Annotated in this window: 13 protein-coding genes; 2 read left to right on the forward strand and 11 right to left on the reverse strand. The window is 73.6% G+C overall.

Going from position 1 to position 20,079, the window contains the following annotated elements; genetic code table 11:
• The 6 genes from ACGFQC_RS35255 to eccD all read right to left on the reverse strand — a co-directional run.
• Positions 1-1,607, reverse strand: a 1,607-nt coding sequence (locus ACGFQC_RS35255) for an AAWKG family protein (RefSeq protein WP_393289093.1), incomplete at its 3' end; no start/stop codon positions are given.
• Positions 1,608-1,734: 127 nt separating this feature from the next.
• Positions 1,735-2,220 carry a type VII secretion system-associated protein gene (locus tag ACGFQC_RS35260; RefSeq protein ID WP_363093003.1) on the reverse strand — a complete coding sequence of 162 codons (486 nt, stop codon included), beginning with the start codon at positions 2,218-2,220 and terminating at the stop codon, positions 1,735-1,737.
• Positions 2,221-2,424: 204 nt separating this feature from the next.
• Positions 2,425-2,733: a WXG100 family type VII secretion target gene (locus tag ACGFQC_RS35265; RefSeq protein ID WP_363093004.1), complete on the reverse strand. Its 309-nt coding sequence runs from the start codon at positions 2,731-2,733 to the stop codon at positions 2,425-2,427.
• 97 nt (positions 2,734-2,830) lie between these two features.
• Positions 2,831-3,166 carry a hypothetical protein gene (locus ACGFQC_RS35270; protein WP_363093013.1) on the reverse strand — a complete coding sequence of 112 codons (336 nt, stop codon included), beginning with the start codon at positions 3,164-3,166 and terminating at the stop codon, positions 2,831-2,833.
• Positions 3,167-3,652: 486 nt separating this feature from the next.
• Positions 3,653-5,293: a type VII secretion protein EccB gene (gene eccB / locus ACGFQC_RS35275; protein WP_363093005.1), complete on the reverse strand. Its 1,641-nt coding sequence runs from the start codon at positions 5,291-5,293 to the stop codon at positions 3,653-3,655.
• Positions 5,294-5,375: 82 nt separating this feature from the next.
• Complete coding sequence (gene eccD / locus ACGFQC_RS35280) at positions 5,376-6,782, reverse strand: type VII secretion integral membrane protein EccD (RefSeq protein ID WP_363093006.1); 1,407 nt, start codon at positions 6,780-6,782, stop codon at positions 5,376-5,378.
• 457 nt (positions 6,783-7,239) lie between these two features.
• Here eccD and eccCa point away from each other — a divergent pair, with 457 nt between their 5' ends.
• Entirely contained in the window at positions 7,240-11,289 is a 4,050-nt protein-coding gene (gene eccCa, locus ACGFQC_RS35285) for a type VII secretion protein EccCa (RefSeq protein ID WP_363093007.1), read from the forward strand.
• A 209-nt stretch (positions 11,290-11,498) separates the two neighbouring features.
• Here the strand turns inward: eccCa and ACGFQC_RS35290 are convergent, their stop codons facing one another.
• The 4 genes from ACGFQC_RS35290 to ACGFQC_RS35305 form a co-directional block, all read right to left on the reverse strand.
• Entirely contained in the window at positions 11,499-12,761 is a 1,263-nt protein-coding gene (locus ACGFQC_RS35290; RefSeq protein WP_363093008.1) for a S8 family serine peptidase, read from the reverse strand.
• On the reverse strand, positions 12,758-16,075 hold the full coding sequence (locus ACGFQC_RS35295) for a right-handed parallel beta-helix repeat-containing protein (RefSeq protein ID WP_363093009.1): 3,318 nt from the start codon (positions 16,073-16,075) through the stop codon (positions 12,758-12,760). Before ACGFQC_RS35295 ends, ACGFQC_RS35290 begins: the two co-directional genes overlap by 4 nt.
• A 144-nt stretch (positions 16,076-16,219) precedes the next feature.
• Positions 16,220-17,608 carry a ricin-type beta-trefoil lectin domain protein gene (locus tag ACGFQC_RS35300; protein WP_363093010.1) on the reverse strand — a complete coding sequence of 463 codons (1,389 nt, stop codon included), beginning with the start codon at positions 17,606-17,608 and terminating at the stop codon, positions 16,220-16,222.
• Entirely contained in the window at positions 17,605-18,369 is a 765-nt protein-coding gene (locus tag ACGFQC_RS35305) for a type VII secretion system-associated protein (protein WP_393289094.1), read from the reverse strand. Before ACGFQC_RS35305 ends, ACGFQC_RS35300 begins: the two co-directional genes overlap by 4 nt.
• Positions 18,370-18,806: 437 nt before the next feature.
• Here ACGFQC_RS35305 and ACGFQC_RS35310 point away from each other — a divergent pair, with 437 nt between their 5' ends.
• Positions 18,807-19,901, forward strand: coding sequence for a mannose-binding protein (locus tag ACGFQC_RS35310; RefSeq protein WP_363093012.1), 1,095 nt, complete (start codon positions 18,807-18,809; stop codon positions 19,899-19,901).
• 83 nt (positions 19,902-19,984) lie between these two features.
• Here ACGFQC_RS35310 and ACGFQC_RS35315 read toward each other — a convergent pair.
• Positions 19,985-20,079, reverse strand: a 95-nt coding sequence (locus tag ACGFQC_RS35315) for a sigma factor-like helix-turn-helix DNA-binding protein (protein WP_363093014.1), incomplete at its 5' end; no start/stop codon positions are given.

Raw genomic sequence — 20,079 nt, forward strand, 5'->3', positions numbered from 1 at the left:
TTGCGCAGGTCGTCCTGGAGGCGCTTGGCGTCCTCCTGCTCGCGCTTCTGCTCCTCGCGCAGCTCGTCCTGGTACTTGCGGTCCTCCTCGCGCTGCTGGTTCTGCTCGTTGCGCAGGTCGTCCTGGAGGCGCTTGGCGTCCTCCTGCTCGCGCTTCTGCTCCTCGCGCAGCTCGTCCTGGTACTTGCGGTCCTCCTCGCGCTGCCGCTTCTGCTCCTCGCGCAGCTCGTCCTGGTACTTGCGGTCCTCCTCGCGCTGCCGCTTCTGCTCCTCGCGCAGCTCGTCCTGGTACTTGCGGTTCTCCTCGTTCTGCCGGTTGATCTCCTCCTTCTCCTCATCCAGTTTCCGCTTCTCGTAGTCCTGCGAGGCCGTGCTGGTCGACTTGGGCTCGGGCACGTTCGACGAGAAGTCCTCGCCGAGTTCGAGGAAGTGGTTGTTCAGGGTCGACTGCACCTGGGCGGCGGGCTTGCCCAGGTACTCGGCGACGCCCTGGTTCCAGATCTTGACCGCCTTGTCGCCGACCTTGGCCCAGTTGGCGATGTCGGTGAGGTCGCCGTACTCCGGGTGGGTCTGGGAGAAGCCCTCCTGCGGGGTGTGCGTGACGCTGTGGGAGTAGCGACTGGTGTGGGAGGTGAGCTTCGTATTGGCGACGTTGTGGGTGTCCACCCACTGGGCGAGGTCGTCCAGGACGTAGCGCAGCACCCGGTGCGGGTCGTAGTAGGGGGACTTGGCCCATTTCAGCCACGCGTCCAGCAGGTCCCTGGCGGCGTTCTCCAGGTACGTGCGGCCCAGCGACAGGGCACGCGAGTACACCGTGCTGCCGGTTCCGGTGTTCTCACCGCCGGCGGTGGGCGAGGAGTTGAACGTCTCGACGTAGCTGTCGTAGTTCTCGCGGATCTTCGTCAGCAGGCTGCGGAAGACCTCCGCGGCCTCGCCCTTCCAGCTCGCGTCGTCCCGGCCGAAACGGTCCTCCCAGTCCTTCAGCACCACCGCGTGGTCCTTGAAGAACTTCGCGGCGAAGTCGAAGGACTCCCCGGTGGTGTTGAAGGACTTCAGGTCCACCACGTCGGCGTCGGGCACGCCCAGGTTGCTGAACCGGGCGTTCTGCGTGCCTCCGCCCAGCAGCGCCATGAGCGCCGCCCGCGGCCCGTTCATGTACCGGGCGAGCGGGATGGTGCTGAACTTGTCCCCGTGGTAGTCCTTGAACTCGTTGCCCTCGCGGACCTGCGCGTTGTTGACGTCGTCGGAGTTGGGTTCGGCGAAGTGGATCTCGTCGCCGACCTTCACCCGGCCCTCGAAGACGATCCTGGCCTGCATGATCGACCGCTTCTTGCCGCTGTCGAAGAACCAGATGTCGTAGTCCTCGCCCTTGTTCGTCAGGAAGCCGGAGTCCTTGACGAGCAGGCTGAGGCTGCGCTCCTTGATGTCCATCCGGAAGAGCTTGCCGCCGTGGTCGGACCGGAGCGTGTCGAAGATCGTGTTGCGGTCCGGCACCGGATAGCCGGTGATGTGGGTGACCAGGGTGGCCCAGGTGTCGCCCGACGGGTCGCCCGCGTTGTCGAACTTGTCGAGGTTGGCGACGGAGTTGGGATCGTAGCGATCGGGCACCTGACGCCCTTTCTGGTCGGTTGTGGTCCTGGCCGGCGCACCGTTCCCTCATGCGGGGGTGCGGCCGGATGGTGTGCGCGCGGACGCGGCGGCCGTCGTGGGCCCCGCCGGTCCGCGCGGCGCGGTCTCAGTCGTCGTCGTTCTTCGAACCGCCGGAGCCGCCGGAGCCGCCGGCGGTGAGTTCGTCGACCTCGCCGAAGGTCTGGAGCAACGTCTGCGCGTTGATCGCGTCCAGGTTCTTGTTCTTGGTCTTGTTGGCTTCCTCGATGGTCTCGGTGAGCGCCTCCTTCAACTCCTTGAAGAGGTCCATCTGGTCACCGAGCAGCTTGTCGACGGCCTCGGCCACGGTGCGGATGTCCGCGATCAGGGCCGGTCCCGAGACCAGGGTTTCGGTGACCATCCGGCCGATGCGCAGGAGTTGCTTGTCCTGAGCGAGGTTGTCCGGGGTGGTGTGGCCGTCGACGAGGTGGCCGAGCGGGCGGATGCCGGCACCCTCGTCGCCCACCTCACGGTGCTTCTTCGCGGCCTTGTGGACCGGATCCACCTCGAAGTCCCGGAAGTTCTCCATCTGCTTGAGGTCGAAATGCTTGACGTCGGCCTTCTCACCGGCCATCGGACGCTCTCCTGCCGCTTGGTGCCGGACGGGGTGGGGGTGGGTTCGGCGCCTGGCCGCCGATCACGCGCCCGGGCGCCGGGGTGCCGCCTCCGTCGCGAACGGAGGAAGCACCCCGGGCGGCCCGGGCGTCGTCGTCCGGACCGGCCCGGGGCCGGGGCGCGACTCCCGCCGCCCGGCGCCGGCCGATCCGCCGTACGGACCCTAACGGGCCCGTACACCGCCCCAGTTGTCGGCGCTGCGGCGCTCGTCCCGGGAGTGGTTGTCGTGGATCATCTGGACCAGCTCGCCGCTGTCACCGAGGAGCAGGGCCATGTTCTTGGTGGCCTGGTCCCATTCGGCCTGGACCTGGCGGTACATCTCCTGGTCCGCACCCTCCCAGGACGCGATGAGCGGCTTCAGCTCGTCCTCCAGGTTGTTGAGGGTCGTGATGATCGCCTGGGTCTGGTCCTTCAGCTCCTCGACCGCCTGCCTGACCTTGGGGTACTGAACGTCGATGATGCCGTCGGCCACGACGTCTCCTCTCAGAAGGCCGGGCACGGGGGCCCGGCAAGCTCACGGGGGTACGGCCGCACCGCGAGGGGGGCCGGTACCGCCGGGGGGGGGTGGGTCAGCGCAGCGCTTCGAAGACGCCCTGGCTGGTCTTGCTGTTGAGGATCTCGGTGAGGTCCTGGTTCTCCTTCGCCAAGCGATCGGCGGAGGTCACGTTCTCCTGCAGCGCGTCGATCATCTTGCTGATCTGGATGACGACCTTCTGCGCCTCGGCGTTCCAGCTGCGGAAGAGCTTCGTCAGGGCCTGGCCCTCGCCGCCGCCCACGCCCGAACGCGCGGCGATCTCCGCGACGCCGTCCTGGATCTTCTCGACCCGGTCGCGGGCCGACTCCAGAGAGGAGACACCGCCCAAGCCCTTGGCATAATCCGCTTTCCGCGCGGCGCTGTCCGCCATGTCGCGTTCCCTTCGTTCGAGCACGTCTCGTCGCACCGTTGTCCGCTGAGGCTAAAGAAAACCCGGCCTTCCGCGCAACGCAGGTTGGGAAAATTTGAGCATCAGTCAGAACGCTTGTGTCGCAGGCAAGTTGTTGCCAGGTTTCGGCGAAATGAACTCATCCCCCCGCCGCCCCCGCCGATGTGACGCACGCCATCCGCGAACTCCGCGCGAACCGTCCGCCAGACGCGCCGATACGGGCGGAGAACGGGCATGCCCGGCAACCGGGCGGGCAGCCGGGCGGACCGTTTCCGGAGCGAAGGACACGCCCGGCCGGGTTTTACCGGCGATGCCCGGACGCGATATTTGAGCTTTCTCTGAGGTTCCCCATCGTGTTCGGCCGGTTACGGAATCGTCGACTTCCCGCCCTCGACGCCGAGTTCGGTTCGCACTTTTCCCGTCCGGCCTTTTCCTTTTCTTTGGCGCCGTATGCGCCGCTTGCCTCGATCAGCGTGCGGTGTCGGCTGTGCGCGCGGTGTCCGCCACGTCCGTGTTGTCACCGGTATCGCCGGGGCCGCCGGCGTCCCCGGCGTCCGCCGCCCCGTCCGGCCCGTCGGCCGCCCCGTCCCGTCCCGGCCGGTCGCCGGCGCCGCACTCGGGGGCCGTGACCTTGGGCTCCGCCGCGCCCGAGGCGGCCGCCGGGTCGAGGTCCGCGCCGGTCGGCAGGGCCGCGAGCAGCGGTGCCGGGACCGAGTCGATGTCCGCGGCCTGGTACCCGAGGGCTTCCAGCGCCTTCTTGTCGGAGACCCGGTACTTCACGCCGTTCTCCGCCACCAGGTAGGTGGTCCCGGCGTGCGCGGCGCCGCTCGCGTTCAGGGCCCGGACCAGCGCGGCGTGCCCCGGCCGTACGACCGTGGCGTCCGTCGGGACGCAGGCGGCGCTCAGTGGCTGGTCGGTGCCCTGTGACACCGCGACCGGGGCGAGCTGGGTGAGCGGGGCGAACACCGAACTGATGCGGGCGCCGCCGTCACCGCCGTCCACCTGCGCGCAGAGCGCGCTGCCGCGCGGCGTGGACTGCGGCAGGGGCGGCGTGTCCGGCAGCTCCGCGGACCCGGCGGCCGCGGAGTCCTTCGCCCGGTGCTCGCGCAGCGCGTCCGCGCCGAGCGTGCGCACCTCGGGCGACTGCCCCCGGTAGGCGTCCTTCTGGGTGGCCGGGTCGCCCAGGACGAGGGCGGCGCCGAGCCGGGTCAGCGGCACCAGCCCGTCCTCGCGGAGCAGGTGGTAGGTGCTGTCGCCGCCGGGCACGCTGACCTCGAACAGCTGGCCGATCCGGCTGGCCTCGCCGCCGAGCACCGGGCCCTTGTCGCCGCGTCCCGGCACCGCGGGCGGCTTCAGGGCGGGACCGGGGGCCAGGGCGTCGAGGAAGGCCGCCGAGACCGGCATCGGCCGCTGGGAGCCGTAGCCGAGGGCGTTGCGGGCGTCGGAGGCACGGTCCAGCGGCAGTCTGCTGCCCCGCCACACCAGGTACTCGGTGCGGTCCGGCCCGCTCACCAGCACGCCGCGGTCGCCGGCGATGCCGTCGGAGTCCAGGGGCGCCCCGGCCACCACGGTGGTGGTCCCCGGCTCGTCCACCCCGGTGTCGGCCACGGTGCCGGAGGTGTCGGGCAGCGCCCCTTCCGGCCCGGTGACGCACAGGTGCCAGGCGCCGTCGTCGAGGCCGCCGGAGTCGGGCAGGGAGTCCGGGGCGCCGGGGATCCCGACCGGGGTGCCCACCGGGACGTCCCGCAGGGAGGGGGTGCGCACGTCCGCGGTCGGCAGGTCGGAGCCGCCGATCAGCCGTGCCGACGCGTAGTTGCGCACCGGGTGCAGGACGCCGTCGGTGCCGGTCCACAGGTACCGGGCGCCGGTGTCGCGGTTGACCACCAGGTGCTCGCCGTCGCGCCAGCCGTCGTTCCCGCCGGGGCGCAGCAGGCCGTACACGATGGCGCCCGCGCCGATCAGGACGGTGGCCAGCACGCCGAAGACCAGGCCGCGGGTGGTGCGCCCGAGCGGGCTCTCGGGGGCGTCCGGGTCGGCCGTCAGCAGGCCCGAGCTGAGCCTGCCCATCATGAAGGTGTGGGCGTGTACCTGGTCGCGTTTGGACTGCACGGCCTCTCCTCGAACTCGTTCTCCGTGCCCGCCGTGCGGGTGTGCGGGGTGCGGTGTGCTGGGTGCGGGGGTGCGGGTGCGCTCAGCCGAACAGGCCGCGCAGCCAGCCGAACAGCCCCGCCGCCCAGAGGGCGAGCGGCAGCAGCGCCACCGCGAGGCCGGTGTGGGCCAGTTCCGCGGCACGGCCCCAGTACGGCAGCATCCGGCGGCCGGGGACCGTCCAGGCGGCGATCACGAGCGCGGCCGCCGCGGCGAGCAGCACCGCGAGGACGACCAGCCGCCCGTCGCCGTGCTGGTCCACGGCCCAGGCGCGGGCGAGCAGCAGCAGTCCCCAGACGCCGGGCACGGCGAGGGTCAGCCGCTGCCCGATGTGCACCAGTCCGCGGGCGTGCAGGAGCAGCAGCAGGCTCAGCGTGAGGGAGGTCAGCACCTCGGGCAGGTCGGGGTGCTCGGCGAGGACGACCTGGGCGCCCGCGGCGACGACGCCGGTGGCGGCGAAGAGCGCGGTGACCCAGCGCCCGGCCAGTTCGGTGCGTTCGGCGACGTCGTCACCCGCGTAGGGTTCGATGCCCTCCTGGAGCTGGCCGGCGGACGACGGCAGCGCCGGCATCCGCATCCCGGCCAGCTTGAAGGCGAACGGCGCCACCGTCCCGGCGCCCAGCGCGAGGACCGTCGCCACCAGCGCCACCGCGGCCGGTGCGTCGAGGTCGGTGTAGCCCATCAGGGCTCCGGCGGTCGCGACGGCCAGCGCGACCACCGCCGTGGCCAGGAGGGCCGGGGCGCCGACCGCGGTGGCGGCGAGCGCGAGGACGGCGCCGCCCGCGCCGGCCGCGCCCGCGGCGAGCAGCCGCGCGCCCGCGACCCGCGCCGTGTCCGGGCCGCCCAGGTCGCCGCCGGGCAGCAGCCAGCCGGCCAGGGCCAGGCAGGGCGCGACCAGCAGGCCGAGCGCGCTCGCGGAGAGGCGGTCGCCCACCGCGCGGCTGGCCGAGCCCGCGCCCGCGAGCAGCAGCAGCCCGATCAGGGCCGCGCAGGCGGCCCGGGCGGAGGCGGAGCCGGTCACCCCGGGCCGGAGCACCAGCACGAGGGCGGCCACCACCGTCGCCACCGCGGTGCCCACCAGCAGTCCGCGGGCCGCTTCGGGACTCCAGGTGTGCAGCCGTCGGGCCGCGGTGTCGGCTATCCCGTCCACCAGGTCGTCCAGCCGGGCCTCGGGCAGCGCCTCGGTGTGCGGACGCAGGTGGAGCACGGCGCCGTCGGCGAGGCCGGCCTGGGCGAGGGTGGTCTCCTCGTCGAGCGGGGGGTCGCCGAGCCGCTGGAGCACCCAGCCGGCGTGGTCGAGTCCGGCCTCCTCGGCCTCCTCCCCGACGTAACGCAGCAGCGTGGGCAGGAGGTCGGCGACCGGCACGTCGGCGGGAACGGCCAGATCGACGCGGACGCTCGGCGCACGTACGGTCAGGCGGCACAGTTCGGCCACCGTGCTGTCGGTCATCAGCTGAACTCTCGACTTCCGTAAAGGCGTTGGCTGGGGGTCTTCCCCGGGAGAGGGGATGTGCGAAGGGTACGGAAGGCCGGCCGGGCCGGGAACGGAGGGGCCGGACAGGGAAATCGGGGGTCCGCGCGCCCGGTGGAGACCCGCCCCGCGTGGACAGCGCGCGTTCCGTGAATGCAGACTACTGCCTACACCCGCCGGATCGTGCTGCGGGCCGGACTCCTCACCCGGTATGGAGTTGCCCATCACGGGAGTTGACCGTCCCCCGCTATCCGTTCGAAACATGCAGTCGGCGTTCACCGCGTCATGCGGATCCCGGAGAATCGGCTCGGTGCGGTCTTACCCGCCACCGGTTGCTCCGGTATTTCGGTGCGGGCCGGAAAGCCAGTGAAACCGGAGGTTTCGTTCCTTGAGTGTGGTGCTGTTTCGCCGGCCGGCCCGCCGACGCGGACCCGAGATGCCCGAAGGGCAATTGACCCTTCAGGAGCCGCCCGTTCTGGCCGAGACGGTGCCGGACACCTCGGCGATATGGACCTATCTGCCGATGGCGCTGATGTCGGTGTCCATGATGCTGATGTTCCTGCGTCCCGGCGGTGGCAACGGCGTCTTCATGTACCTGGCGATGGGCGTCATGGCGCTCTCCGCCGGTGCCATGCTGCTGGGGCAGCTGATGCGCCGCTCCAGCGAGCGCAAGCAGCGCCTGAAGGGTGAGCGCCGCGACTACCTGCGCTACCTGGCGCAGACCCGCAAGCGGGTCCGGACCACCATCACGGAGCAGCAGCGGGCACTCGCCTGGCGCCACCCGGAGCCCGCCTCGCTGCGTTCCCTGGCCCGCACCTCGCGGCTGTGGGAACGCCGCCCGGCCGACGAGGACTTCGGCGAGATCCGGCTCGCGGTCGGCGAGCAGCAGCTCGCGCTCACCCTGAACCCGGTCTCCACCCGCCCGGTGGAGGACCTCGAGCCGCTGTGCGCGCACGCCCTGCGGCGCTTCATCCGCGCCTACTCCACGATCCCCGAGCAGCCCCTCGGCCTCTACCTGCGCTCCTCGGCCCGGATCCTGCTGCGCGCCGAGGAGACACCCGGTGGGGAACCCGCCGGAGCCGGCGGCGCGTCGTCCGCGGCGGCCGACGGCACCGGGAGCGACGGCACCGGCGGTGCGGCCGGCGGCGGCGCGGCCGGCGACACCGGCACCGAGCCGGTACGCGCCCTGGTGCGCGCCGTGCTCGCGCAGCTCGCGGTGTTCCACGCGCCCGAGGAGCTGTGGCTCGCCCTCTGCGTCAGCGACGAACGGCGGCCCGACTGGGAGTGGGCCAAGTGGCTGCCGCACGCGCTGCACCCGTACGAGGAGGACGGCGCCGGCAAGGTCCGCCGGATCACCGCCGACCTCACCGAGCTGGACGACCTGCTCGGTGCCGAGTTCGCCGAGCGCCCCGGTTTCGACCCGGACGCCCGACCCGGCCGCGACGAGCCCTACACCGTCGTCGTCCTGGACGGCGTCACCGTCCCCGAGGGGCACCGCTGGGAGGGACACGGCTACCGCAACGCCGTGGTCCTCGACGTCTCCGGGGCGCTGCGCTGGCGGCCCGGCCGCAACACGCTGCGGCTGACCGTCGGGCCGGACCGGGTGAGCCTGGTGCGCACCGACCGCAGCCGCAAGGAGCGTTCCGTGCCGCTCGGGCGTCCGGACCGGCTCGGCACGCTCGGCGCGGAGTCACTGGCCAGGCTGCTCGCGCCGCGCCGGATGAGTCTGGGCGGCGACGTCGCGCAGCCGCTGGACACCGACGTCGAGCTGACCGCCCTGCTCGGCATTCCCGACCTGCACCGGCACGAACCGCGCGTCCTCTTCGAGCGGCACACCGGCTCGGCGCGGCTGCGGGTGCCGATCGCGGTCGGCGTGGACGGGCGCCCGGTGGAACTCGACATCAAGGAGTCCGCGCAGGGCGGCATGGGCCCGCACGGCATGCTCATCGGCGCCACCGGCTCCGGCAAGAGCGAACTGCTGCGGACCCTCGTCCTCGGCCTCGCCCTGACCAACTCCTCCGAGACCCTCAACTTCGTCCTGGTCGACTTCAAGGGCGGCGCCACCTTCCTCGGCCTGGAGGAACTGCCGCACACGTCCGCCGTCATCACCAACCTCGCCGACGAAGTCGCCCTGGTGGAGCGCATGCAGGACGCGCTCCACGGCGAACTCATCCGCCGCCAGGAACTGCTGCGCGCCGCCGGCAACTACACCTCCGCCCTGGAGTACGAGCGGGCGCGCGCCGCCGGGACGGCCCTCACCCCGCTGCCCAGCCTGTTCGTGGTGGTCGACGAGTTCAGCGAACTCCTCTCCGCGCACCGGGAGTTCATGGACCTGTTCGTGATGATCGGCCGCCTCGGCCGCTCCCTGGGAGTGCACCTGCTGCTCGCCTCGCAGCGCCTGGACGAGGGCCGTATGCACCAGTTGGAGAGCCACCTGTCGTACCGCGTCGGCCTGCGCACCTTCTCCGCCATGGAGAGCCGCGGCGTGCTCGGCGTGCCGGACGCCTACGAACTGCCGGCCCAGCCCGGCAGCGGCTACCTGAAGTCCGGGGTGGAGTCGCTGACCCGGTTCCGGGCCGCCTACTCCTCGGGGACCTACCGGCGCCGCACCGGCGCGGTGGTGCAGGCCCGGGTGGCCAGCCAGGTGGTGCCGTGGACCAGCGGCTGGGTGGTGCCCCGCACGCTGGAGGCGGCGCCCGAGCCGGAGCCGGAGACGGAGGAGACCGGCGAGGAGGAGACACTGCTCGACGTGGCCCTCGACCGGCTGCGCGGCTCCGGGCCCGCCGCCCACGAGGTGTGGCTGCCGCCGCTGGACGAGCCCTCCCCGCTCGACGCCCTGCTGCCCGGCATCGCCCCCGACCCCGAGCGCGGTCTCGGCGCCGCCGGCTGGTCCGGGACCGGCAGGCTGCGGGTCCCGGTCGGCCTGGTGGACAAACCCTTCGAGCAGCGCCGCGACCCGCTGATCGTGGACCTGTCGGGAGCGGGCGGCCACGTCGCCGTCGCGGGCGGCTCGCAGAGCGGCAAGTCCACCCTCGCCCGCACGCTGATCGCCGCCCTCGCCCTCACCCACACCCCCGCCGAGGTCCAGTTCTACTGCCTCGACTTCGGTGGCGGCGGTCTCTCCCAGCTCGCCGCGCTCCCCCACGTCGGCGGTGTCGCGCCGCGGCTCAACCCGGAGCGGGTGCACCGGGCGGTCGCCGAGGTGATGACGCTGCTGGCCCGCCGCGAGCAGTTCTTCGTCGACCACACCATCGACTCCATGCAGTCCTACCGCCGCCGCCGGGCCGCCGGGGAGTTCCCCGACGAGCCCTTCGGCGACGTCTTCCTGGTGGTCGACGGCTGGTCCACGGTCCGCCAGGACTACGACGACCTGGTCCCCAAGTTCAACGAAATCGCCTCCCGCGGCCTGAACTACGGCATCCACCTGATCGTCACCACCACCCGCTGGGTGGAGCTGTCCGCCCAGGTACGGGACCAGGCGGCCACCCGCCTGGAACTGCGGATGGGCGACCCGATGGACTCCGAGGTCGACACCCGCAAGGCCCGCTCGGTGCCGCGCACCGGCGGCCGGGGCATCACCTCCGACAGCAAGATGCACTTCCTCGCCGGCCTGCCCCGCCTGGACGGCAGCGGCTCCCTCGACGACCTCGGCGAGGGCGTCGCCCACCTGGTCTCCGAAGTGGCCCGGCACTGGAGCGGCGCGCCCGCCCCGCAGATCCGGATGCTGCCGCACCGGCTCCCGCTCGCCGAACTCCCCGCGCCCCAGGGCACCGAGGGGGGCGGCATGCGGCTGCCGCTCGGCATCGACCAGGACGCCCTGGAACCGGTCTGGCACGACTTCAGCCGCACCCCGCACCTGATCGTGGTCGGCGACACCGAGAGCGGCAAGACCAACCTGCTGCGCCGCGCCACCCGGGGGATCACCGCCCACTACGCCCCCCACGAGGCGAAGATCATCGCCGTGGACTACCGCCGCACGCTGGTGGACGCCATCCCCGAGGAGTACCGCATCGGGCACGTGATCTCCCTGGACAACCTCAAGGAGACCATCGAGGGGGCGGCCCGCGCGATGAAGACCCGCGTCCCCGGCGCGGACATCGCCCCCGCCCGCATGCGCCAGTGCGACTGGTGGACCGGCCCGCGGCTGTTCATCCTGGTCGACGACTACGACATGGTGGTCGGCAGCAACACCTTCCAGAGTCCCTTCGAGCCGCTCTTCGAGCACCTGACCCTCGGCTACGAGATGGGCCTGCACCTGATCGTCGCCCGCAGCGCCATGGGCGCGGGCCGCGGCCTCAGCGACCCCCTCGTCCGCCGCCTCGACGAGGCCAACAACCCCGCCGTCCTGCTCTCCTGCCCGCCCACGGAGGGCCGTCTGTTCGGCAACACGAAACCGCTCAACCTCCCGCCCGGCCGTGCCCTGCACATCGCCCGCCGCCGGGCACGGCTGATGCAGACGGCGCTGGTGGAGGAGAACGGGTCGTAGCCGGACCGCCGTGCCCGGCAGCCGCGAGGCGCCGGGCACGGCGCGAGCAAGGCGGCCGGTGGGGTCGGCGGAGGCCGGCCCCACCGGCGTTTTCCCGGGTGGTCCGCCCGCCGGCCGTGGTGCCCGACGCCGGCCTCGGGAAGGCGGCCGTACGACGGGGGGCCCGCACACCAGGTGCGGGCCCCCTGTCGTACGGCATCAGCACCCCGCTACTCGGGAGCCGTCCGTCCTGCCGTCGTCGGGCCCGCCTCCGCCGGGCGCCAGCCGCGGGCGCGGGCCCGGGAGAAGGTGAAGGCGCCCCACAGGACGGCGAGGACGGCGGCGGAGCCGAGGAGGACCAGCAGGCCGGCGCGGCTGGTGGCCCGGTCGGCCGAGGCGGTGTCGCGGACCGTCACGGGCTCCGCGGCCCGCTCGGCGCCGGTGGACGCGGCGGCGTCGCCGAGGACCGTGGTGACGGCGGCGTAGGGATCCAGCTGGGGGATGTCCGCCGGGTAGGCGGTGGCGGTGAGGCGGCGGGTGACGGCGTCGGCCGAGTCGTCGGGGTGGGCGGCGCGGACCACCGCGGCGGCCCCGGCGGTGTAGGCGGTGGCCACCGAGGCGCCGCCGCCGAGGTAGTGGCCCTTGCCGCGCGGGCCGCCGGAGACCACCCCGGCGCCGGGGGCGGCCAGGTCGATGCCGCCGGTGGGCAGGGCGTCCTTGGGACGGGTGCCGCCGGGCAGCATGTCGGCGACCGACAGGACTCCGGGTTCGCCGGCCGGCCAGTAGGTGCGGGACGGGATGTCGTCGGTGCCGCCCCGGGACGGCGGGTCCGGGGTGGCCGCGGCGACCACCACCGCGCCCGCGCGGCGGGCCTCGGCGACCGCACGGGTCAGCGCCGCGTCACGGCGGGGCAGGGCCACCGCGACCGCGATGACCTGGGCGCGCGCCTCGGTGGCGTCGCGCAGCGCCCGCACGACCAGGTCGGCGCTCGCCGTGCCGCGCTCGTCGGTGCCGCGCAGGGCGAGGATCTTCGCGCCGGGGGCGACCCCGGCCAGGCCGGGGGCGTCCCCGCCGGTCCCGGCGATCAGCCCGGCCAGGAAGGTGCCGTGTCCCACGCAGTCGTCACCGGCCGCGCCCTGGGCGGAGACCCGGCCGTCGAGTCCGGCGGCGCCGGTGGCGACCCCGGTGTCGATGAGGGCGACGGTCACGCCGGCCCCGGTGCCGTGCCGGTGCAGCCGGTCCAGGTCGAGGCGCTGGCGCGACCAGTCCTGCTTCTCCGCCTTCTCCTTGGAGGCGGGGGTGCAGGCCACGTCGTCGGCCTCGGCGTCGAACGCGGAGGGCATGGCGGGCAGTTGCTGGCCCTTCTTCCCGTCGGCCGCCGGCATGCCGGACGGGGGTGCCGCGTGCGCCGGAACGGCCGCGGGCAGCAGCAGGGCGGCGGCGAGGCCGGCGCCGGACACCAGGCGGGCGACCCCGCGGGCGGGCCGCCTCACCGGGGAGCCGTTCCCGGCGCGGTGACGGCCACGTCCTCGGGCAGGAGGACGCGCAGGTCGTCCAGGGTGGGCGCGGCCAGCGAACTGAGCCGTCCCGCCTGGCGGGTGACCATCGACTCGACCACCTGGCGGGCCAGGCGGGCGTTGCCGAAGGAGCGGTCCCGGGGCAGCGCGTCGAAGTACTGCTTGAGCAGGGAACCGGTGCCGGGTCCGCACTCGTAGCCCATGCTCGCGGCGTGGGAGCGCACGATGGTGACCAGTTCCTCGGAGGAGTAGTCCGCGAAGGTGATCCGGCGCGGGAAGCGGGAGGACAGGCCCGGATTGGAGGCGAGGAAGCGTTCCATCTCGTCGGTGTAGCCGGCGACGATGACGACCACCTCGTCGCGGTGGTCCTCCATCAGTTTCAGCAGGGTGTCCACCGCCTCCTGGCCGAAGTCGGCGCCGCCGCCGCGCGGGGTGAGGGTGTACGCCTCGTCGATGAACAGCACGCCGCCGCGGGCCCGTTCGAAGACCTCGCGGGTGAGCTGGGCGGTGTGGCCGATGTAGCGGCCGACCAGGTCGGCGCGGGCCGCCTCGATCAGCTGGCCCCGCTCGAGGATGCCGAGCTGGGTGAGGATCTGCCCGTAGAGGCGGGCGACGGTGGTCTTGCCGGTGCCGGGCGGGCCGGTGAAGACCAGGTGGTGGCTGAGCGAGGGCACCGGCAGCCCGGCGGCGGCCCGGTGGCGGGCGGTGGTGATGAGGTTGACCAGGTCAGCGACGTCGCGCTTGGCCTCGGCCAGGCCGACCATGTCGCCGAGGCGGGTGAGCGGGTCGTCGGCCGGGGCGGCGGTCTCGGCCGCCGCCGCGGCGGCGGTCGGCGAGACGTCCTCGGGCAGCAGCAGCCGCAGGTCGCGCTCGCCGACCTGCGGCTGGGAGGCGAGCCGGACCGCCTGCCGGTCCACCATCTCCTCGAACACCCCTCGCGCGGCACGTCCGTTGCCGAAGCCGGCGTCCCGCGGCATCGCCCCGAAGTGCGCGGCCAGCGCCTCCGCGGTGCCCTCGCCCAGCTCGTACTGGTGCTGGGCGCACATGTTCTCCATGATCGCGACCAGTTCGGACACCGAGTAGTTCTCGAACTCGACGGTCCGTGAGAAGCGGGAGGCCAGACCCGGGTTGGAGCCGAGGAAGGACTCCATCTCGCGGGAGTAGCCGGCCGCGACCACCACCACGTCGTCGCGGTGGTCCTCCATGAGTTTCAGCAGGGTGTCCACCGCCTCACGGCCGAAGTCGGCGCCGCCGTTGCCGCTGTCGGCGGTGAGCGTGTACGCCTCGTCGATGAACAGCACGCCGCCGAGGGCCCGTTGGAAGGTCTCGCTGGTCTTGATCGCGGTGCCGCCGACGACCTGGGCGACCAGGTCGGCGCGGGAGACCTCCACCAGGTGCCCGCTGCGCAGCGAGCCCAGCTCGGCGAGGATCGCCCCGTAGAGACGGGCGACGGTGGTCTTGCCGGTGCCGGGCGGGCCGGCGAAGATCAGGTGCCGGCTCATCGGCGGGGCGGGCATGCCGAGCTGTTCGCGGCGCTGGGCGAGCTGGGTCAGGTTGACCAGGGTGCGCACCTGCTGCTTGACGTTCTCCAGGCCGATCAGCGCGTTGAGGGCGCCGAGCGGGCCGTCCTCGCGGTCCGGCGCGGGTCCGTCGGCGGCACCCGAACCGGCGGGGTCGGTGTTCTCGGCGCTGCCGGTGCCCCAGGCGTCCCGCTTGCCGTTGCCGGTGCTCTTCAGGCCCTCCACGGCGAGCCGTTCGCCGGGCGTGGTCTGCACCAGGCCGCCGCCCTCGTTCTCCCGGGCGAGGCAGTTCACGAGCGAGACCGGCGCGGTGGACTCCACCCGGAAGCCGTCCTGGGCGCCGCCGTTGGCCTCGCAGCCGCTGAGGGAGGCGAGGGCGCCCTCGCGCAGCAGGAAGCCGTGGCCCTTGGCGGCGTGCGCCACGGTGCGGCTGGCGGTCAGTTCGCCGCCCCCGGCGACCACCACGCCCTCCTCGCCGGACATCTCGACGCGGAAGTCGCGGACGGTGACGTTGCCGCCGTCCTCCACCACCAGACCGCTGACGGCGGCGTCGGAGACCCCGCCCCCGGCCAGGTAGAGGGTGCTGCCGGAGGCCACGTGCACACCCGTGCCCCCGGGCCGGACGATCTCGCAGTCCTCGGCGCGGCCGCGGGCGTTCGCGGTCGCGGAGACGCCGTCGCCGGACGGCTCCACCAGGCGGGCCCGGCGCAGCAGCGGGTTGGCGCCGCCGCGCACGGCGACGGCGGGCGAGCCGCCGATCACCTCCAGGCGGTCCAGTTCCGGCGCCGAGTCCTCCTCCAGGAGCAGCGCGGTGTGCTCGCAGTCGCGGACCGTCAGGCCGGTGAGCGCCGGGGAGGCGGCCCCGGCGACCCGCAGCGCCGCGCCCTGCGCGCCGTCCACCCAGCAGTCCTCGAAGGTGCCGCGCGCCCGGTCGGTGACCAGGACGCCGTGTCCGCGGGTGCGCGAGACCCGGCAGCGGCGCAGCACCGGGTCGGTGCCCGAGGCCAGCGCGATCCCGTTCCCCGACGCCCCGGTGACGCGGACGTCCTCCAGGGTCGTACGGCCCGTGCTGCTCAGGTGCACGCCGGTGCTGGTGTCGTGCACCACGGTGCGGACCACCGACAGGGAGCAGTTCTGCTCCAGGGCGATGGACGGCTTGTCGGTGGAGGAGATGTCGCAGTCCTCCACCGTGCCGCGGGAATCGCCGTTGGCGAGCAGGCCGTTGCCGCGGGCGTCGCGCACCGTGCAGCCGCGGACGCGCGCCTCGCCCTGCTCGGCGAGGACCAGGCCGCTGGTGCCCAGGTTCTCCAGGGTGCAGGACTCCACGGTGGTGGGCGTGGTCGAGGTGACCACGATGCCCGCGCCCTGCGGGTTGCTCACCCGGCAGTCCCGCAGCGCGAGGGAACCGGTGCCCCCGGCCAGCATCGCCGTCCAGGCGGCGCCGACGACCTCGCAGCCGTCGAACGCGGCCTGCCCGCGCCGCACGTCCACGGCCGGCAGTTCGGCGTCGCCGCCGCGCAGGGTCAGCTCGGACAGCATCACGGCGTCGGCGCGCAGCGCGAGCACACTGCCCGAACGCGGCCGGATCTCCACGGTGCCCCGCCCCTCGGCGGCGGTGAGGGTGACCCTGGTCTGGATCACCAGGTTCTCGGCGTACGTCCCGGGCCGGACGCTGATGAGCGCGCCGGTACGGGCCGCAGCGAGTGCCTCACCGATCGTCCGGTAGCGGTCCCGGTCCCCGGGACCGACCGTCAGTACCTGGCGCGACACGCACCAACCTCCTTGCCACAGGGGCGTTTTCCAGCGGGCACCCCGTTCTTCGGGGGCCCGTGTCGGCGAGCCGACGGTGCCATCATGCCCCGCCCCGGGGGGCGGGCGTCCGGCGGGAGGGGTGCTCTCCGCCCGGGCGTACGGTCAGGCGCTCCACTTCTGGTTGTCGCCGCCGTTGCAGGTCCACAGTTGCAGCCGGGCCCCGTTGCCCCGGTTGTGGTTCTCGATGTCGACGCACTTGCCGACGACGGTGTTGACCAGGTCGTGCGCGGAGTTCAGCACGAACTGCTGGGCGGCGTTGCCGTTGCACCAGGCGATCTGGATGGTCGTGCCGTCGTTGTAGTTGGCGTTGGCCACGTCGAGGCACTTGCCCTTGATGCGGATGGTGCCGTCGGAGGCGAACTGCCACTTCTGCGCGGCGGTGCCGTTGCAGTCCCACGCCCACAGCGCCTTGCCGTCGCTGAAGTCGCTGTCCGGTACGTCGACGCAGCGGCCGGAGAGATGACTGCGCAGGGAGACGAAACCGCTGAACGTCACGCCCGAACCGGATTGCGCCGCCTGGTTCTTGGTGGTGTTCGACGTCTTGCCGCCGGTGGTCGTCTTGCTGCCGCCGGAGTCCTTGGCGGTACCGGTACCGCTGCCGCTGCCGCTGCCGGACTTCTGTCCGCTGCTCTGCTTCGTCGGCTCGGCCTGCCGGCTCGCCTCCCGCTTCGGCTCGGCCCCGGCCCCGCCCTTGGCCGGGGCCGCCGCGGCGGCTTCCCGCACCGGCTTGCCTGGCTTCCCGGAGGGCTCGGGGCTCTCGCCCGAGGAGCCGGCGACGGGCCGGGTCACCGCGAACTCGCCGGGCGCCTCCCCCGCGTTCCCGCCGAGGACGGTCTCCGCCGCCGTCGGCGCCGTACGGGTCCCGTCGTCGTTCCCGCCGAGAACCAGGAAGGGCACCGACATGAGCAGTGCTCCGCCGACCGCGGCACCGGCCAGCACCGCCTTGCCCGGCCGCCCGACCGGGCCGGTCTGCCGCGGCCGGTCGATCGCGGTCGCGGTCATGGTCCGTACGAGCGCGGGCAGCCGGCTCTTGGCCGCCGCGGCGGCACCCGGGTCGGCCTCGGCCTCGGACCGGCCGCCGGCGGCCGCGGACCCGGAGGCGCCGCCGCCCTGGACGGCCGCCTCGGCGGCCTCCCCGGTCTCGGCGGTCTCGGCGGTCTGCGGGGTCGTCGCCTCGGCGGGGCCGGGACGGGAGCCGGAGCCGGGCCCGGCCTCCGCCGTACCGGTCCCCGCCTCAGCCTTCTTCCCCGCCTCTGCCTCTGTCCCCGCTGCCTTTGTCCCCGCTTCTGCTTCTGTCTCCGCTTCTGCTTCTGCTTCTGTCTCCGCCTTCGTCTCTGCCGGGTCGGGCTCGGTTCCCGCCTTCGCGGGCTCGGTGCTCGCCTCCGTGGGCCGGGAGACGGTTGCCGCCACGGCGGTGGCGGCCCTCTCCTCGCCGTCGGAGCCGGACTCCGGCCCCGGAGGGCTGGGGGGTTGCTGGGCCGAACGCGTCACGGGGTCCTCCCTGTGATGTGGGGCCGGGGGTCAGGGGAGTTGTCGGTCCGGTCCGCGGCGGGGTCCGCCACGGACGCCTCCTCGGCGTCCGGTCCGGGCACGGGTGCCGGTCCGAGAAGGCTGTCCGCCGGAACGAGCAGGGGGGCCGCGGCCCCGGCGTTGACCATCAGCAGGGTGCCGGAACCGCTCAGTGAACGGGCCAGCTCCGCTGCCGGAAGCGTGTCATGACTGAGTGCCGCGGACATGAACTCGTGTGCCGGAGAGGTGAACAACAGGACCACGGGGGCTCCGTCCCGGCCGACGGCCGTGAGGGGCCCGCCGTCCGGTCCGCGCACCACCGTGACGTCCGCCCGCGAGAGCGCCGCGAGCGCGTCGTCCACCGGGCCGTAGCCGGTGGCGGCCCGCTGCGCCGCCGCGTCCACCGGGTCGGTGGGCTCCGGCCAGCCGAGCACCCGCGCCGAGGGCCGGTACGCCGGGTTGGCGCGGTACTCCCCCACGCCCCCGCCCTCGTCCGACCGCCACTCCCCCAGCACCGCCCACTCCGGCGGCGTCCGCTCCTCGGTCCACTCCGGGTCCACCATCCCGATCCAGTGTCCCGGTGCGCGGCGGGCGGCGGCCCGCACGGCCTCGGGTACGTCGGGGGCGTCGCCGGTCCCGGGGACGGTCGTCACGGGTGCTTCGGGGGCCGCGGCCGGTCCGGAGCCGCCGGGCACCGCGGACGAGGCGTCGTGCCTGCCCTCCTGCCGTTCTCCGGGCCGCATCTCCACCTGAACTCTTGGGTCCGTACGACTTCTTGGGTGCCGAACGACCTGCGCGCACGGCGGCACTGACCAGATCGAGGAGTCAACAGGATGCCACAGCCGTCGTGTTGACGGGTGATCGGGGAAGGTCCGTATCGGGTCTCGACGTGTCCGTTCGCTGCCCGAGTGCGGAACTTTCCGGGAGCAGTGAGGCGCGGGGGGACAAAGTGACGGGGCGTTCCCGGCACGAAAGCGACCGTGGCCTCGGCCACGGGCTAAGTTGGACGCCGTCGGACCCGTCGACGTGCAGCCTCACGGCCGGCCGTCCGGGCTCGGTACCGGCCCGACGCCCGCTCACGCGCCGGGCGTTCGTCCGGCACGGCCGCCGAACGGGTCGCCCGGATTCCGTCACCGACAGCTCCCCCACCGACAGCTCGGCCACCGAGGAGGAGTACCCCATGTCCCCCCAGCCCCCCACCCCCCGCGCGAACAACGCGGAGACGGGCACCGCCCGTGCGGAAGAGGCCGGCTCCCCGCCCGCGTCCTCCGCGCCGCAGGAGACCGCAGGCTCGTCACCCGCTCCCTCCGCGCAGGAGAAGGACACAGGTGCGCCGGCCACGCCCTCCACGCCGGAGGGGAACGCGCCGGGCCCCGCCGCAGCCCCCGCGGCCGAATCCGGCACCACCGTGACCGCGAGCGGGGAGACCGCCGCCCCGACCCCGACACAGGCCTCCCCCTCGACCACCCCCGCCCCCTCCGCCACCCCCGCCCGGGCCGCCGGGGCGGCCGAGGAGGGCGTCGCCGTGGCGGCGGCCGTCGGGGCGGCGGCGCCGGGTGTGAGGGCCGGCACCGGCACCGACGGCGGACGCCCGCGCAAGCCGATCCTGGCGGGGGCGGCCTTCGTCGGCGCCGCCCTGATCGCCATACCGCTGCTGCTGGCCGGGACCGCCAAGGACGAGGGGCACCGCGACGACGCGAAGGGGCTGGCGGCGGAGGGTTCCGACACCGTCCTGAACCCGGAATCCGCCCCCGCCGGCCTCGGCGACTACGTGGCCGGCTCGCCCAGTCCGTCGCCGAGCCCGGCGAAGCCGCGGAAGACCGCGACCCCGAAGGCCGCCGTCCCCCAGCCCGTCGCGCCCGCTCCGGCGCCGAGGACGAGCAGCCCGCCCGAGAAGAAGTCGACGCCGACCCCGAAGCCCAAGCCGAAGCCGAAGACGACCCCGAAGCCGGCCTGGAGCACCGAGACCGTCTACGCGACCAGCGTTCTGGCGGTCAACCAGGCCTGGACCACCAACCGCATCCGCATGGTGATGCAGACCGACGGCAACCTCGTCGTCTACAACGAGCGGGGCAACCCCCTGTGGGCGTCCATGACCTTCGGCGAGAACCACCGGGCGATCTTCCAGGCCGACGGCAACCTCGTCATCCACAACGGCGCCGACCGTCCGATCTGGGCCTCCAAGAGCCACGGCCACGACAACGCCCAACTGGTCCTGCGGGCCGACGCCAAGGTGGTCATCCTGCACAACGGCAGGGTCATCTGGTCCACCTGAACCGGACGTCCCGGAAAGCGCACGGGGAAGCCCTGGTGCCTCGAGGGCACCAGGGCCGGCCTTTCAGGTGGTTCGGACGGGTTTCAGCTGGTGCTGAGCATGCCTTCGCGCAGGCGGGCCAGGAGGCGGGAGATCAGCCGCGAGACGTGCATCTGGGAGACGCCGAGCCGCTCGCCGA

Source organism: Streptomyces sp. NPDC048734 (genome assembly GCF_043198675.1).
In the GTDB taxonomy this organism is placed as follows: Bacteria; Actinomycetota; Actinomycetes; order Streptomycetales; family Streptomycetaceae; genus Streptomyces.